Below are 15564 nucleotides of genomic sequence, written 5' to 3'. Positions count from 1 at the left end.
CGTCAGGCGCTCTTGCGACGGGGCGGCTTGCGCGTGGCGGGCTTCTTGGCCGTCGTCGTCTTCTTGGCCGTCGTGGTGGCGGCGCCCGCGGCCGTCTTGGTACGGCTCTTCTTGGCGGCCTCGACACTGGCCCGTAGGGCGGCCAGCAGATCGGTCGCCGCGGCCTGCTCGGCGGGCTCCTCCGGCTGGACGACCTCGCGCCCTTCCGCCTTGGCCTCGATCATCGCCTGCAACGCCTCCCGGTAGGCGTCCTTGTACTCCGAAGGGTCGAAGTCCGCCTGCATCGAGTCGATCAGCGAGGAGGCCATCTTCAGCTCCTGCGGACGTACCTCGACGTCCTCGTGCTGGAACGGGAAGTCGGCGGCGCGCACCTCGTCCGGCCAGAGCATCGTCTCCAGGACGAACACGCCGTCCCGGACGCGCAGGGTGGCCAGCGCCTCCCGTGAGCGCAGCGCCACCTTCACGACGGCGACCTGGCCCGACTCCTCCAACGCGTCCCTCAGCAGGACGTAAGGCTTGGCCCCGAGGCCGTCGGGCTCCAGGTAGTAGCTCTTGTTGAAGTAGATCGGATCCACCTGGTCCAGGGGCGTGAACTGGAGGACGTCGATGCGGCGCGACGTCGTCAGCGGAAGCTCCGCGAAGTCCTCATCGGTGAGGACCACCATCTCCCCCGAAGGCAGGTCGAAGCCTTTGGCGATGTCCGCGTAGGCGACCTCTTCGCCGTCGATCTGGCAGACCCTCTTGTACTTGATCCGGCCGCCGTCCTCGCGGTGCACCTGGTGGAAGCTCACGTCGCGCTGCTCGGTGGCCGCGTAGAGCTTCACCGGGATGGTGACCAGCCCGAACGAGATAGCACCCTTCCAGATACTCCGCATAACCGGGCACCTACCCAGAGCAAGGCGTTCGATTCGGACGTTTGGGTACGAACATCCCGTGGACGTCCTGGAGCCCATGCTCGCCACCCCCGGAGAACTGCCGGACGACCTCGACCACTGGGCCCTGGAACTCAAGTGGGACGGCGTCCGCGCGTTGGCGCACGTCACCCCCGGCAGGGTCCTGGTGTACGGACGGCGCGGCACCCCCATCACCGCGACCTACCCCGAGCTCGGCGTGCTCGCCGACCTCCTGCTCGGGCACGAGGCGATCCTCGACGGCGAGATCGTCGCCTTCGACGACGGCAAGCCGTCCTTCGCCAAGCTCCAGCGCCGCATGCACGTGCGCGCCCCCACGCAGGCGCTGCTGCGCGCGGTGCCCATCAGATACGTCGTGTTCGACCTCCTCCGGCTCGACGAGACGTCGCTCCTCGACCTGCCGTACGTCGAGCGCAGGAAGGCCCTGGAGGGGCTGGAGCTGGCCGCCGGGCCCGTCGAGGTGCCCCCGCACCTGCCGGCCGAGGACCGCGACCAGGTGGCCGAGCTGCTCGCCTACACGGCCGAGGAGAACCTGGAGGGCCTCGTCGCCAAGCGGCTGGACTCCCGGTACACGCCGGGCCGCCGGAGCACCGCGTGGCGCAAGGTCAAGAACGTGCGGACCCAGGAGGTCGTCATCGTCGGGTGGCGGCCGGGCCAGGGCCGCAGGCACGGCGCCGTGGGGTCGCTGCTCTGCGGCGTCCACATCGACGGGGAGCTGCGCTACGTGGGCCACGTGGGCACCGGCTTCACCGACGCCTTCCTCGACGACCTCGCCCTTCTCCTGAAACCCCTGGAGCGCTCCAAGACGCCCTGTCAGGGGGAGATCCCCCGGGCCGTCACCCTGGAGGCGCACTGGGTGGAGCCGCTGATCGTCGGCGAGGTCGCCTTCGGCGAGTGGACCGGGGACGGCAGGCTGCGGCACCCTTCGTGGCGAGGTCTGCGCTCGGACAAGAACCCCGAGGAGGTCGTCCTTGAGTAGGGTCCCCGTCACGATCGAGGGTAGGCAACTGAGCCTGTCCAACCTCGACAAGCCGCTCTACCCGCACTTCACCAAGGGCGAGGTGATCGACTACTACACGAGGATCTCGCCCGTCCTCCTCCCGCACCTGCGCGACAGGTGCGCGACCCGCCTCCGCTTCCCCGAGGGGGTGGACGGCCTTCGCTTCTTCGAGAAGAACGCGCCCAGGGGCACCCCGGAGTGGGTGCGCACGGAGAACGTCCTCACGCCCGGCGGACGCGCCGAAAGCGTCGACTTCGTAGTGATCGACGACCTTGCGACGCTCGTGTGGTGCGCCAACCTTGCCGCCCTGGAACTGCACGTCCCCCAGTGGCGGATAGGCCACGGGCCCGATCTCGTCGTCTTCGACCTGGACCCGGGAGAGCCCGCCACCTTCACCGAAGCCTGCGAGGTCGCCCTCCTGCTGCGCGACGTCATCGCAGAGGACGGCCTGGACGCCTACCCCAAGAACAGCGGCAAGAAGGGCCTCCACCTCTACGTCCCCGTCAAGGAGGGCGCCGTCGAGGACACCAGCGCCTACGCCAAACGGGCCGCGGAACGCCTCGCCGAGGCGCACCCCGGGCTCGTCGTCAGCAGGATGGACCGGAGCCTGCGCAAGGCGAAGGTCTTCGTCGACTGGTCGCAGAACAGCATGTCGAAGACGACCGTCGCGCCCTACTCCCTGCGGGCCGCGCCCGAGCCTTACGTCTCCGCCCCCCTCACCTGGGCGGAGGTCGAGACGGGAGAGCACGTCCGCTACACCGCCGAAGACGTCCTGCGCAGGGTGGATGACATGGGCGATCTCCTCGCCCCGCTCCTCGACCCCTAGAACACACCCACTGTTACGGAAAACCCGCACACGGCCTGTCACGCTCCGCCACCATTACCCGCATGGACTTCGACGTGATCGTGCTCGGCGGCGGCACCTCGGGCTCCCGCATCGCGGCGGGACTCGCCGAGGCGGGCCGGGCGGTCGGGCTCGTGGAGTGCCGGGCGGTCGGCGGCGACCGCATCCGGGAGCGCGGCGCCGCGCTCCAGCAGGCGGCCGAGCGGGGCGACCCGTGGTCGCGCGCGGTGGCGCTGCGGGACCTCGCCGGGCACCCGCCCCGGATGCCCGCCGGGGTGACCGTCCTGGACGGCATCGGCCAGGTCGCGGGCCCCGGCGTGGTCCGGGTCTTCGGCCCCGAGGACGCCGCCGCGCACGGCTGCCGCGACCTCGTGGTGGCCACCGGGAGCGAACCGCTGCTCCCCGTCGTGCCCGGCCTCCTCGACGTCCCCACGTGGACGACGGGCGAGGCGCTCGCCCAGGCGGGCGTCCCGCGCCGTCTCGTGGTCCTCGGGGACGACCCGGAAGGGTGTGAGCTGGCTCAGATCTACGCCACCTACGGCAGCCACGTCACGCTCGTCACGGACGAGCCCCGCCTCCTGCCGCGCGAGGCGCCCTTCACCGGCGAACTCCTGGCCGAGATCCTCCGACGCACCGGGGTGCGGGTGCTCACCGACGTCCGCCCGGCGCAGGCCGACCTGACCGACCTCGGGGTGCGGCTCCTCCTGTCGGACGGCACCGATCTCATCGCCGACCGCCTCCTCCTCGCGGCCGGGCGCCGCCCCCGGACGTCCGGCCTCGGCCTCGAACACCTCGGGGTGACCACCCTGGAGGCCGACGTGCGCTGCCGGGTCCTGGACGGCGTCTGGGCGGCCGGGAGCGTCACCGGGCACCGCCACGCCTCCCTGGAGCAGTCCCGGGTCGTCCTGGACAACCTGCTCGGCCTGGACCGCACCGCCGACTACCGGGCGCTGCCCAGGACCGTCCAGACGAGCCCGCCGGTGTGGGCGGCCGGCGCGGCGCCGTCGGAGGCGCTGACGACCGCGGGCCGCGACCTGTCGGCGACGGTGCGGGCCGCGCTGTCGCCCGGCGTCGTCGGCCGGGTCGAGCTGTACGCCGACGCCAGGCGCGGGGTGCTCGCGGGCGCCGCCGCCGTCGGGCCGGGCGCCCCCGACTGGATGGCCGAGATCGCCCTGGCGATCAGGGCGGAGCTGCCGGTGGCCGCCCTCGCCGACGTGGTCCGCGCGGTTCCGACGTACGGTGAAGCCATAGAGCCCTCGCTCCGGGAGCTCGCCCGATGACCACGCGACGCACGGGAGGCACAGATGCCGGACCCTCGGATCTTCGACGCGACGCCTGAGGACGAGGCGGCGGAGCTGCAGGAGGAAGAGCAGGAGCAGGAGGGCCCCGTCCCCCTGGAGGCCGACCCCGCCGACGCGCAGGAACAGCGCATCGAAGTGGAGATCGACGAGGACGAATATCCCGCCGGATGAGCCGCGCCGCCCTCTCCCGTCGTCCTGACGCACGCCTTGACGGGGTGCCGGTGGGACACAGGAGGCCATCGCGAGCATTGCAGATAGGTGACCCACAAGGTTACCGGCGCGTAGGATGATGGGATTGGGCAGCGGCACACCAAGGCCGCTCAAGTTTGTTCCAGTACCAAGAGGAGCATGGTCGTGACCGCAACTCCGGACGCCCGACCCCGGGGCACCCGGCTGCCGCGGATGGCCCGCAGGCGGCAGCTGCTCGGCGCCGCGCAAGAGGTCTTCGTGGCGCAGGGCTACCACGCAGCGGCGATGGACGAGATCGCGGAGCGTGCCGGAGTGAGCAAGCCGGTGCTCTACCAGCACTTCCCCGGCAAGCTCGAGCTCTACCTGGCGCTGCTCGACGAGCACGCCGAGGCCCTGGTCACGACGGTGCGCGACGCGCTGGCCTCCACCACCGACAACAAGATGCGCGTCCAGGCGAGCATGCAGGCGTTCTACGACTTCGTCGCGGGCGACGGCGAGGCGTACCGCCTCGTCTTCGAGTCCGACCTGCGCAACGTCGCCCAGGTGCGCGCGCGTGTAGAGCGCGCCAACCACAAGTGCGCCGAGATGATCGCGAAGGTCATCCAGGAGGACACCAAGGCGTCGGTCGACGAGGCGTACCTGCTGGGCATCGGCCTGGTCGGCATGGCCGAGGTGAGCGCCAGGTACTGGCTCTCGCAGAACAAGTCGATCCCCAAGGAGACCGCCGAGAACGTCATCGCCCGGCTGGCGTGGCGCGGCATCTCCGGCTTCCCGCGCAGCGGCGAGCCCGCCTGAGCCCGCCGAGCGTCCCGCTGAGGCCCGCGCGGGCGGACCTCAGCGGAACCGGGCCGAGCGCAGCACCCAGGGCGTCATGAGGCTTTCGACGGCCTTGTAGGACACCCTGACGGAGATGATCCGGCACGCCTGGGAGTGTTCCTCCGTGCCGAGGTACAGGTCGGCGCGCAGCCCGGTCTTCAGCAGCACCGGTCGCAGCACCCGCGTCACCGAATCCGGCTCCAGCCGCAGCGGCGCCTCAACGAGGCAGGAGGCGGCCTGGTCGTCGGCGGCCCGGGTGAGCCGCTCGGCGAGCGCGGGCAGCGACGACGCGGGGAACATGTCGGCGGCGTCCAGGAGGGCGCCGCTGCGCAGGTCGACGGTGACCGAGAACCGGGTCCAGAAGTTCTTCACCCAGTTGCCGTTCACCGGGTCGGCCGGGTCGATCGAGTACTCGTAGGCGACCGAAAGAAGGTCCTTGGACTGGAGGCCGACCCTGGCGTCGAGCTTCAGGACGTCCTCGCCCGTCCGCTGCCGCCGCGCCTCGGCCAGGTGCGCGTCCACCGGGTCCCTGAGCGTCGCGTTGACCCGCTGGGCCACGATCGGGTCGGCGATCCCCGTCACGGTGGCGATGGTGACCCGCTCGGTCGTGGTGTCCTCCTGGACGAGCCGGACCCGGACGGGCGCGGGCGCCGGGGGCGGGGTGTAGACGGCCTGCGGCCTTGGTTCGTCCCCGGAGGCGGAGTAGACGGCGACGCCCGTGATCGCGGCGATGACGGCGGCCGTCGTCACGATCACCGCGGGCATGACGCCGATCTTGCCGAGCAGGCCGCGGCTGCCGATCTGGCTGGCGAACGTCGTCGCGGTGCCGGTGCCCGTCGTCGCGCCGCCCGCGCCGAGCAGGAGGCCGCCGCCCAGGCCCGCCGTCGCGGCCGTGAGCGCGGCTACGCCGCGCCGCTCCCAGTGCCGTCCGTACGCCTTGCGGGCGACCTTCTCCAACTGCCTGATGAAGGCGGGGGCGTCGGCCGGGCGCTGGGCGGGGAACTTCGCGAGGCCGCGCAAGGTCAGCTCGCGTAGGTACTGCGGCATCCGCTCGACGGGAGGCGCGGTGCTCTGGTGCTGCTGCTGGAGGTCCGCGAGGGAGTCGGCCTCGAAGGGTTTCAGGCCCGTCACGCACTCGAAGAACACGCAGGTGGCGGCGTACACGTCGGTGGCGGGTGAGGCCGGGCCTCCGGTCCACTGCTCCGGCGCCATGTAGGACGGCGTGCCTGCGCGGCCCGTCTCCCCGTCCGGGACGGCGATGCCGAAATCGACGAGTTTGCTGACGCCGTCCGGCTGCACCACGACGTTGGCGGGCTTGTAGTCGCGGTGCACGATCCCCGCCGCGTGCGCCGCGCCCAGGCCGAGCAGGGAGCCCTTCAGGACGAGGAGCGCCGCCGCGGGCTCCAGCGCCCCGTGCTCGTCGAGCACCTCCCTGAGGCTGTGGCCTTCGACCGCGTCCATGACGACGGCGGCGGCGTCACCTGGGCCGTCGAGGACCTGGTGGACCCTCGCGACGTGCGGGTCGTCGACGGCCGCGAGGGTCTCGGCCTCGGCCTTCAGCAGGTCGGGCCTGCGGGTGACGTACTTGACCGCCCGTGTCGCCCCCGTCATCTTGTCCACCGCGAGCACGACGCGCCCGTGGGCCCCGCTGCCCAGCTCGCGGATCTCGTCGTAACCGGGCACCTGCCAGCTCATGGTCGTCCTCGGATGGGGGGTGTAGGGATCTTGCCGGGGTCCATTGTCCAGAAAATCCGATACCTGTGTGCCGAGATGGGCGGTTGACCCTCCTGGAGCTGTGTGCGTAGGTCGGGGGTTGACCCTCCTAGCTAATGCGGTTAGCTTTATAGCTAATGGACTTAGCCAGGGAGGCGGACATGACCGAGTACCTCAGCGTCGAAGGCGGACGGATCTCCTACGAGGTCACCGGCGAGGGCCCCCTTGTGGTGCTCTGCCACGGCATCGGAGACCGGCGGCAGGCGTTCCGGCACATGATCCCCCCGCTGGTGGCGGCCGGACACCGCGTCGCCGCGGCGGACCTGCGCGGCCACGGCGAGTCCGACACCGGCTTCGCCTCCCACACCCGCGCCGACACCGCGGCCGACCTCCTCGCCCTGGTCCGCCACCTGGGCGGCGGCCCCGCCGTGCTCGTCGGGCACTCCTTCGCGGCGGGCTCGGCGGCCCTGGCGGCCGTCGCCGCGCCGGCGGAGGTCGCGGCGATCGTCCAGATCGGGCCCGGCACCCGGGCACCGGTGATCAGGCTGCGCGACATCGGCTGGCGCTTCACCAAGGGCATCGCGCTGATCTTCGGCGCGACGCTCCTGCGCAGCACCCGGATCTGGCGCCGCTACCTCGACCACGCCTACCCCGGCGCCCGCCAGGCCGACCACGCCGCCGAGATCGCGGCGCTCACCGCGAAGATGGGCGAGAAGGGACGGATGCACGCCTTCGCGCAGATGATGCTGTCCTCGCCCGCCGAGTCCGGCGCGGCCCTGTCGAAGGTGCCCGTCCCCGCGCTCGTCGTCATGGGCGCCCTGGACCCCGACTTCCCCGACCCGCGCGCCGAGGCCGCCGACCTCGCCGCCCTCCTCCCGCAGGGCGAGGCCGTCGTGATCGAGGGCTCGGGGCACTACCCGCACGCCCAGCACCCGCAGGAGACCACCGCCGCGATCCTGCGCCTCCTGAAGCGCCGCGCCGATGCCTAGGGCGGGCCTGTCGGCCGAGGCCGTCGTCGACGTCGCCCTCGGCCTCCTGGACGAGCAGGGCCCTGAGGCGCTCACCCTCGCCGCCGTCGCCGGACGTGCGGGGGTGGCCACCCCGTCCCTCTACAAGCACGTGCGCAACCTCGCCGAACTGAAGGTCCTGATCTCCGTCCGCGTGATGGGCGAGCTGGCGGCGCGCGGCGAGGCGGCCCTCCTGGGCCGCTCCGGCGACGACGGCGTGCGCGCCCTCCTGCACGCCTACCGGGACTACATCCGCGAGCACCCGCACCGGTACGCCGCCATGGCCCAGCAGCCGGGACCCGGCCTCGCCGAAGCCGCGGAGCGCCTGGTGGGCGTCTTCTACGCCGCCCTCCGGTCGCGCGGCCTGGAGGGCTCGGACGCGGTGCACGCGACGCGGTGCCTGCGCGCCGCCGTCCACGGGTTCGGGGTCCTGGAGACCTCGGGCGGTTTCGGCCTTCCCGAAAAGAGCGATGAGAGCTTTGCCCTCCTGGCCGAGATGATCATCAACGGCCTGCCTTAGCGTTAAGTGACCAGTTGAGAGCGGAATCTCCGTCGCGGCGGGGTGATTTTCTGCTATGGCGGGGAGCACGGGGCAAGAGGTACACTGTGTTGCGGAGTGTGACCGCGCGCCCCGTCGCCGCCGATGGCCGACGTCCTCCTCGGACGCCTGCTCCGGCGAATCCGGCGCCACCCCGCGTACGCGGTCGCACAAAACGAAGACTGACGGCTGGTCCCTCCCGCGCGTGCGCGCGGCCGGAAACCATGGCCTTTGCAGCGCCGCGCATCGACGGTGCTTCCGGGGTGATTGACCGCCGTCCTACTACGGAGGCTGAAAGCCCTGACTACCTTCACCGAACTCGGGGTCATCCCCGAGATAGCCGACGCCCTCGCGACCGAGGGCATCACCACGCCCTTCCCCATCCAGTCCCTGGCGCTGCCCATCGGGCTCGGCGGACAGGACATCATCGGCCAGGCCCGTACGGGCACCGGCAAGACCCTCGCCTTCGGCATCCCGCTGCTCCAGCGGATCACCCACGGCGGCAAGGCCCCGCAGGGCCTCGTCGTGGTCCCGACCCGCGAGCTGGCGATCCAGGTGCACGACGACCTGACGCTGGCGGGCGGCAAGCTCGGCAGCCGGGTCCTGTCCGTCTACGGCGGACGCGCTTACGAGCCCCAGATCGAGGCGCTCCGGGACGGCGTCGACGTCGTCGTGGGCACCCCGGGCCGGATGCTCGACCTCGTCAAGCAGCGCCACCTCGACCTCTCACAGGTCTCGGTCCTGGTGCTGGACGAGGCGGACCGCATGCTCGACCTGGGCTTCCTGCCCGACATCGAGCGGATCATCGCCAAGGTGCCCGAGCGGCGCCAGACCATGCTGTTCTCCGCGACGATGCCGGGCGAGATCCTCAGCCTGTCGCGGCGCTACATGTCCCGGCCGACCAACGTGCGGGCCGAGGCGCACGCCGAGTCCGAGGCACAGCCCAAGGTCATCCAGCACGTGTGGCAGGCCCACCAGATGGACAAGCCGGAGATGCTCTCGCGCATCCTCCAGGCCGACGGCCGTGGCCTGACCATGGTGTTCTGCCAGACCAAGCGCACCTGCGACAGGGTCGCCACTGACATGACCGAGCGCGGCTTCGCCGTCGCGGCCGTCCACGGCGACCTCGGGCAGGGCCAGCGCGAACGCGCCCTGCGCGCGTTCCGGCACGGCAAGATCGACGTGCTGATCGCCACCGACGTCGCGGCCCGCGGCCTCGACGTCGACGACGTGACACACGTGGTCAACTACGAGTGCCCCGAGGACGAGAAGGCCTACGTGCACCGGATCGGCCGCACCGGCCGGGCGGGGCGCGAGGGCATCGCCGTCACCCTCGTGGACTGGAACGACCTGCAGCGCTGGAAGCTGATCAACAAGGCGCTCGGCCTGGAGTTCGCCGACCCCGCGGAGACGTACTCCACGTCCGACCACCTGTACGAGGCGCTGGACATCCCCAGGACCGTCAAGGGGACCCTGCCCAAGGAGCAGCGCGAGCGCGAGGGCCTGAACGCCGAGGCCCTCGAGGACATCGGCGAGACCGGCCGCAACCGCACCCCGCGGGGCAACGCCGAGCGCGCCGAACGGCCCGCCCGCCCGCGCCGGGAGCGCACCCGCACCAGGACGCGCACCCGCAGGGGTGTGGGCGTGGAGCGGTCCGCGTCCGGCGAGGCTCCCACGGCGCCGCCCGAGGCCAAGGCCGAGGTCGCCGCCGAGGCGCACGCCGAGTCCGGCGAGGCCAAGCGGCCCCGCCGCCGCAGGACCCGCACGCGCCGCACCGCCGCCGAGGGCCAGGTGTCGGAGAACTCCTGACCCTTCCCCGGCTCCCGCAGGCCGCCCGCTCCGGGCGGCGGCGGGGCTTCCGCCCGGACGGGCGCCGCACGCCCGTCCCGCGCGGGGCAGCCCAAGACACCGGCAGGTTGGTAGGTTGAATCACCGTGAGTACGCCCCGGTTTCTGGACCTGCCCCCCGTCGTGCGCCGTACGACGCTTCGCACGGCGCGCGGCGTGTTCGCCGTGCTCGAAGCGCTCCCGGTGGGTGAGCCCGAACGGTGTCCCGCCCTGCTCGTCCCGGGATACACCGGGAGTAAAGAGGATTTCCTCGGCATTCTGCAGACGCTGACCCGGGCGGGCCGCAGGGTCGTCGCGATGGACCTGCGCGGCCAGTACGAGTCGCCGGGCAGCCCGGACCACCCCGAGTCCTACCGGCTGGCCGCCCTGGGCGCCGACGTCAGGTCCGTGGCGGCCGAACTCGGCCCGGAGCCCGTGCACCTCGTCGGGCACTCCTTCGGCGGCCTCGTGACCCGTGAGACGGTCCTGGCCGAGCCCACGGCCGTCGCCTCCTACACGCTCATGTCGTCGGGTCCGGGCGCGATCTCGGGGCCGTCGGCCGAGCGGGCCGCCGCGCTGCGGGACGCGCTCGCCGTGCTCAGCATGTCCGACATCTGGGACATCAAGCTGGGCCCGGACGCGATCGCCGCGGGCCGTCCGGGGCCCGTCATCGCGTTCCTGCGCGAGCGCTCGGTGCGCACCTGCCCGCGCGGCCTCATCGAGATGGCGGGCGAGCTGCTGTCGGCGCCCGACAAGGTCGAGGACCTCTGCAAGGTCTGCGACGACGCCGACCTCCCCCTGATGGTCCTGTTCGGCGAGGACGACGACGCCTGGGACCCCCGAGTCCAGGCCGCCATGGCCGACCGCCTCGACGCCGTCCGCGTCGTCATCCCCGGCGCCGCCCACTCCCCCGCCTGGGAGGCCCCCGAAACCACCGCCCACGCCCTCACCGACTTCTGGAACTCTGCCGAACGCCGCTAACCCAACACACCCCCAGGCCCCGCCCCTCACCCAACGGCGCGGGGCCTTCGCGCGTGTCGCGTCCCGCCTCACCTTCTGGGATGCGGAACTCACCCGTTCGGCCGTGCCCGAGCCGCCCATTCCAGAAAGACGTCACGCTCGTCCAGCCCCCAGGGAACCCGCCGGATGTCGGGAAGCTGGCCGATCGCCGCGAATCGCAACGCGGTCAGGAACTTGTAGGTGGTGGTCTCCGACCACTCCTCCACCACCTCCGGCGCGGTCTGATACTCGTAGAACTCGATCCCGCGCAAGATCACGACCGGGTCGGGCTTCCCGGGCAGCGCCTCGAACGTGTACGCCTCGGCCTCCTCCCTGCCTTCGTCCCAGTCACACATGTCGAAGTGGTAGAGCAGGAGCGCACGGCCCAGCTCGTGGGCGTTCTCCGCTGTCAGGTAGACCGATCCCCCGTCTTCCCGAAAGAACGAGAGCGCTCCGAGCGGGCCATAGGGGTCCGCGGGATCACTCCACCTGAGCGCTGCCGTGAGCAGGGCGTCGATGTGCGTCTTGCTGACCATGATCTCGCTCACCGCGGACCTCCCGTCGACCGTGACTCCACAGACCGACACGGTAGCGATCACGCGTCAGGCGAGGCGGGACGAACGGTGAATACGTCGGGAAAGCCGTGACTGCGTCAACTCAGGCGGGACACGGCACTCGGGGTGGGGCTGTCGCTGGGAAGGGGGGTAAGGATACACTTACTGGACTTTGTCTCATGGAGGTGTGGGATGGCGGCTTCGGTGGCGGCTCCGGAGAGTGTGACGTGGCGGGTGCACATCGACAGGGCGATGTGGGTGGGTGGGGTGCGGAGCCTGATGTTGCAGGCGCTGCATCCGATGGCGATGTGGGGGGTGTGGCAGAACAGCAACTTCCAGGAGGACCCCTTCGGGCGGCTCCAGCGCACCGCCGACTTTGTGGGGGTGGCGACGTTCGGGAGTCGGGAGGAGATAGACGCGCTCGCCAAGCGGGTCCGAGGCATCCACCGCAGCCTGCGCATCCACAACCACGACACGGGCAAGGTCGAGCGGCTGGACCAGCCGGAACTGCTGCTGTGGGTGCACTGCGCGGAGGTGTACTCCTACCTCGAAGTCGCGCGTAGGGCGGGCCTGCCCCTCACCGACGCGATGGCCGACCGCTACCTGGACGAGCAGCGCCAGACCGCGACGTTCGTCGGCCTGCACGCCGAGGACGTGCCCGGCAGCGTCAAGGAGATGGAGGAGTACTTCCAGGACATGCGGCCCGCCCTACGCGCCACCCGTGAGGCCCTGGAGACGGCGAGGTTCCTGGTGTGGCCGAAGCTCCCGGAGAACCTGAAGTTCCTCGCCCCCGGCAAGCCCGCCTACTTCCCCTTCGGGGCGCTCTGCTACTACACGCTGCCCAAGTGGGCGCGGGAGATGTACGGAACCCTGCCGGAGGTGCCGCAGCCGATGGTGACGGCAGCCCTGCGCTCCTTCCGGCTCGCCCTGAACTCGCTGCCCGAGAGCGTCCACGACTACGCGTTCATGAAGCCGACCCGCGACATGCTGGAGCGCACCCGGCAGAACCTCGCGGCCGAAGGCTACGACCTGTCCAAGGGGCTCATCGGCCTGCGCGACCCGAGGCGCTGGCCGCAGCTCACCCCGGCGTGACGGGCGTGTCCTCCACGGCCGCCCACGGCTCCTTGCGCGGCGCGACCTCCCGTCCCTCCGGGCAGTGCCGGGAGTAGTCGCACCAGGCGCACAGCGGCCCCGGCGCGGGCGGGAACACCTCGTCGTGCCCGACGTGCTCGACGCCGCCCTCCGGCGACCTGCGCGGCGCGGGGATGGCCGTCCTGTACGCCTCGTCGGCGTCCGCGCACTCGGTGGCCACCCGCTCGGCGCGGCGCAGGTGCCTGCCGAGAGACTCCTCGGTGTGGTCCCACGCGGCGACCGTGCCCGTAGGCAGGTGGTGCAGCTCGACCGTCCGGCACGGCCGCCGCAGCACCCGCGAGGCGGCCACGGCGTACAGCGCGAGGGCCAGCGAGCCGCGCGCGTCGTCGGACGTGAGGGGGCGACGGCCCGTCTTGTAATCGACGACGGCGAGGGCGCCGCCGCGCTCGTCCAGCCTGTCTATCCGGCCGGACACGGCGATCACGTCGGTGCGGGTCGCGACCGTCCGCTCGACCCCCGCCGGCTCCTGGTGGGGGTCGAGCCCCGACGCGTACTCCTCGACCATCGCGCGCGCACGGTCGCGCCACCGGCGGGCCTGCTCGGCGTCACGGAAGCCGTCCGTGAGCCAACCACGCGCCAGTAGCGCGCCCGCCGCCTCGGGGGTGCGCTCGGCCACCGGCAGCCGCCAGTAGCCCGCCAGGGCGTTGTGCACCGCGGCGCCCATGCTGTTGTGCGCCCAGGGCGGCCCCTTGACGGGCTGCGGACGGTCCAGATACGTCATCCGGTACCGCCGCGGGCAGTCGAGCCAGGTGTTCAGCCGGGACGGGGTGCAGGGGTACAGCCGCCGGGGCATGCCCTCCAGGCCGAGCTGCTCCACCCGTCAGGACTCGTCGAACTCGGCCTCGGTCCTGGCCAGGTCGTACCAGGACTCCCAGCGGTCGGACTCCTCGCCCACCGTGGTCTCCGGGCCCTGCCCGGGCAGCACGCGGGTCTCGCGCGGGAGCTGGCCGAACTGGGCGCTGATGGAGTTCAGCTGGGTGTGCAGCTCGGGGTAGTCGTCGCCGTAAGCGCCCGGACGGCCCCGCCACAGGGTGTTACCCGTGAAGAGCACGCCCTCGCCCTCGCCGTACAGCGCGATGCTGCCGGGGGTGAAGCCGGGGGTGTGCAGCACCTCGAGCTGGAGGTCGGCGATCTCGAACGCGCCGCCCTCCTCCAGGTACTGGTCCGGCTCCAGCGAGCGCAGGTCGTCGTCCTCGGTCTCCTGCGCGAGCTTGCGGAAGTAGGCGCGCCACTGGGGGCGGTCGGCCCGGTGCAGCATGATCGGCGCGTCGCCGCGCTCCTCGTCGGCGGAGACCTCAAGGACCGTGGACAGCACGTTCTCCCAGCCGTGGGTGCACACCACGGCCATGACCTCGCGCCCGTCGACGGCTTTGAGGACGGCCTCGGCGTCGTTGGCCGGGTCGATGACGATCACCGCCTCCTCGTCGCCAACGATCCAGGTGTTGGCCTCGACGGTGCGGACCTCGTCGTCAACGGTCACCGGTCCGCTGGTCACCACATGTTCAATGCGCGCAGTCACCCGGGAAGCCTATCCCCCCTTCGCCCGGAAACGCACGGTCTCCCCGCACCGGCCCGGACGTCTTCGCGCGCGTTCCGCACACCCGCCTCAGGCGTCACCTGAGGGTGCCAGCCAGGGACACGGAGCCCCATACGGGAGGTCGAGGTCCATGCCGGGCGCGCGTAGGTCGATGAGCTGGAGGTGGTCGAGGAGCATCACTCCGGCGTCGGCGGGCCAGAGCACGGCCCACAGCCAGCGGCCCATCGCCTCGCCCGCGTAGACGGCCCTGTCGGACGGCCCCGGCACGGCCCACAACGGCACCGGACGTCCGTCGGCGGTGACCTTGGCGTGCGGGGGGCCGTCGTCGGCCGCGGGGCCGGGGTCGAGGCCGGGCAGGCCCGCGTAGTGGGCGCCCAGGCCCACCCCGACCTCCTCGGCGACGAGCAGCATGTCGGCGGGGCCCGCGGCGAGGCCGGGCCCGGACACCGCGACGCCCGACCCGCGCACGCCGGAACGCTCGTCCCCGGCCCTCAGAAAGCCTGTGACGAGCCAGCCGGACGGGAGGGGCCAGGGCAGCCAGAACGGCACCCGCGCGCCTCTCAGCGCCTCCTGGAGGCCCTCCGTGCTCGGCGGGCAGGGCGGGTCGAGCGGGAGCACGGGCCCGTGCAGCGAGCAGCCCCACTCCCCGTCCGGGGACGCGGCCACGGGTCCTCCGCACCGCGGGCACACCGCCCGGGACCGAGGCGCAGGGTCAGAACTCATGATTACCCACCGTCGCCGTTCGACGGCGACAAGTCAAGAAAGGGGGGATATGGCCCGTGGAAAGTCTTATCGTGGGGGTATGCGGTGCGTGGGGGCGGTGATCCAGCGGGACGGCGCGCTCCTCCTCATCCGACGGGGCAGGCCGCCGGGCGAGGGGCTGTGGTCGATTCCCGGCGGACGCGTCGAACCGGGCGAGAGCGACGACGACGCCGTCGTCCGCGAGGTCGCCGAGGAGACGGGGCTGGTCGTCGCGGTGGGCCGGTTGCTCGGATCCGTCGTGATCGGGCCCTACGACGTCCACGACTACGCGGCGACCGTCATCGCGGGCGAACCGCGCGCGGGCGACGACGCCGCCGACGTGCGGTGGGCTCGCCCCGAGGAACTGCCCGACCTGCCACTGACCGACGGCCTCCTGGACGCGCTCCGGCTCTGGCGGGTCATCGAGGGGTAAAAT

The 15564-nt window shown here is 72.0% G+C and carries 17 protein-coding genes; 11 read left to right on the top strand and 6 right to left on the bottom strand.

All coding sequences use genetic code 11. The features are described 5' to 3' along the window. Window positions 1–2: 2 nt before the first annotated feature. Complete coding sequence (locus tag LO762_RS02500) at window positions 3–875, bottom strand: Ku protein (protein WP_230612024.1); 873 nt, start codon at window positions 873–875, stop codon at window positions 3–5. A 58-nt stretch (window positions 876–933) separates the two neighbouring features. Here LO762_RS02500 and ligD (LO762_RS02495) point away from each other — a divergent pair, with 58 nt between their 5' ends. The 5 genes from ligD (LO762_RS02495) to LO762_RS02475 all read left to right on the top strand — a co-directional run bounded on the left by ligD (LO762_RS02495) (window position 934) and on the right by LO762_RS02475 (window position 5040). Further along, entirely contained in the window at window positions 934–1890 is a 957-nt protein-coding gene (ligD, locus tag LO762_RS02495) for a non-homologous end-joining DNA ligase (RefSeq protein WP_230612023.1), read from the top strand. Further along, on the top strand, window positions 1883–2737 hold the full coding sequence (ligD, locus tag LO762_RS02490) for a non-homologous end-joining DNA ligase (RefSeq protein WP_230612022.1): 855 nt from the start codon (window positions 1883–1885) through the stop codon (window positions 2735–2737). The genes ligD (LO762_RS02495) and ligD (LO762_RS02490) overlap by 8 nt, the downstream gene beginning before the upstream one ends. A gap of 62 nt (window positions 2738–2799) precedes the next feature. Beyond that, complete coding sequence (locus LO762_RS02485; RefSeq protein WP_230612021.1) at window positions 2800–4035, top strand: FAD-dependent oxidoreductase; 1236 nt, start codon at window positions 2800–2802, stop codon at window positions 4033–4035. Window positions 4036–4059: 24 nt separating this feature from the next. Further along, window positions 4060–4227 (top strand): hypothetical protein, encoded by a 168-nt coding sequence (locus LO762_RS02480; protein WP_230612020.1) that lies wholly within the window; start codon window positions 4060–4062, stop codon window positions 4225–4227. 183 nt (window positions 4228–4410) lie between these two features. After that, a complete protein-coding gene (locus LO762_RS02475; protein ID WP_230612019.1) occupies window positions 4411–5040 on the top strand; it encodes a TetR/AcrR family transcriptional regulator in 630 nt (209 codons plus the stop codon). 39 nt (window positions 5041–5079) lie between these two features. On the opposite strand, the gene LO762_RS02470 is transcribed toward LO762_RS02475, so the two are convergent. After that, complete coding sequence (locus LO762_RS02470; protein ID WP_230612018.1) at window positions 5080–6756, bottom strand: serine/threonine-protein kinase; 1677 nt, start codon at window positions 6754–6756, stop codon at window positions 5080–5082. A 179-nt stretch (window positions 6757–6935) separates the two neighbouring features. Here LO762_RS02470 and LO762_RS02465 point away from each other — a divergent pair, with 179 nt between their 5' ends. From LO762_RS02465 to LO762_RS02450, 4 genes are all read left to right on the top strand, one after another. Beyond that, window positions 6936–7763, top strand: a complete 828-nt coding sequence (locus LO762_RS02465) for an alpha/beta fold hydrolase (RefSeq protein ID WP_230612017.1) — start codon at window positions 6936–6938, stop codon at window positions 7761–7763. Continuing rightward, window positions 7756–8301 carry a TetR/AcrR family transcriptional regulator gene (locus LO762_RS02460; protein ID WP_230612016.1) on the top strand — a complete coding sequence of 182 codons (546 nt, stop codon included), beginning with the start codon at window positions 7756–7758 and terminating at the stop codon, window positions 8299–8301. Before LO762_RS02465 ends, LO762_RS02460 begins: the two co-directional genes overlap by 8 nt. Before the next feature lie 285 nt (window positions 8302–8586). Further along, complete coding sequence (locus LO762_RS02455) at window positions 8587–10128, top strand: DEAD/DEAH box helicase (RefSeq protein WP_230612015.1); 1542 nt, start codon at window positions 8587–8589, stop codon at window positions 10126–10128. A 125-nt stretch (window positions 10129–10253) separates the two neighbouring features. Beyond that, on the top strand, window positions 10254–11126 hold the full coding sequence (locus tag LO762_RS02450) for an alpha/beta fold hydrolase (RefSeq protein ID WP_230612014.1): 873 nt from the start codon (window positions 10254–10256) through the stop codon (window positions 11124–11126). A gap of 89 nt (window positions 11127–11215) precedes the next feature. Here the strand turns inward: LO762_RS02450 and LO762_RS02445 are convergent, their stop codons facing one another. After that, window positions 11216–11692, bottom strand: a complete 477-nt coding sequence (locus tag LO762_RS02445) for a hypothetical protein (protein WP_230612013.1) — start codon at window positions 11690–11692, stop codon at window positions 11216–11218. 198 nt (window positions 11693–11890) lie between these two features. Between LO762_RS02445 and LO762_RS02440 the strand changes: the two genes are divergently transcribed. Then, the gene (locus LO762_RS02440) at window positions 11891–12790 is read left to right on the top strand and encodes an oxygenase MpaB family protein (protein WP_230612012.1); all 900 of its coding nucleotides are present in this window, start codon (window positions 11891–11893) and stop codon (window positions 12788–12790) included. On the opposite strand, the gene LO762_RS02435 is transcribed toward LO762_RS02440, so the two are convergent. The 3 genes from LO762_RS02435 to LO762_RS02425 all read right to left on the bottom strand — a co-directional run bounded on the left by LO762_RS02435 (window position 12777) and on the right by LO762_RS02425 (window position 15110). Further along, window positions 12777–13667, bottom strand: a complete 891-nt coding sequence (locus LO762_RS02435; RefSeq protein WP_230612011.1) for a PD-(D/E)XK nuclease family protein — start codon at window positions 13665–13667, stop codon at window positions 12777–12779. The genes LO762_RS02440 and LO762_RS02435 overlap by 14 nt on opposite strands. 3 nt (window positions 13668–13670) lie before the next feature. Continuing rightward, window positions 13671–14369, bottom strand: coding sequence for an MBL fold metallo-hydrolase (locus tag LO762_RS33325; protein ID WP_230612010.1), 699 nt, complete (start codon window positions 14367–14369; stop codon window positions 13671–13673). Between the two features lie 87 nt (window positions 14370–14456). After that, window positions 14457–15110, bottom strand: coding sequence for a DUF6758 family protein (locus LO762_RS02425; protein WP_255684512.1), 654 nt, complete (start codon window positions 15108–15110; stop codon window positions 14457–14459). A 79-nt stretch (window positions 15111–15189) separates the two neighbouring features. Here LO762_RS02425 and LO762_RS02420 point away from each other — a divergent pair, with 79 nt between their 5' ends. After that, on the top strand, window positions 15190–15561 hold the full coding sequence (locus tag LO762_RS02420; protein ID WP_230612008.1) for an NUDIX hydrolase: 372 nt from the start codon (window positions 15190–15192) through the stop codon (window positions 15559–15561). The last annotated feature ends 3 nt before the right edge of the window (window positions 15562–15564 follow it).

Source organism: Actinocorallia sp. API 0066 (assembly GCF_020991275.1).
Classification (GTDB): domain Bacteria; phylum Actinomycetota; class Actinomycetes; order Streptosporangiales; family Streptosporangiaceae; genus Actinocorallia.
Note: the sequence above shows the minus strand (reverse complement) of the source record. Positions and strands in the feature narration are given on the sequence as shown.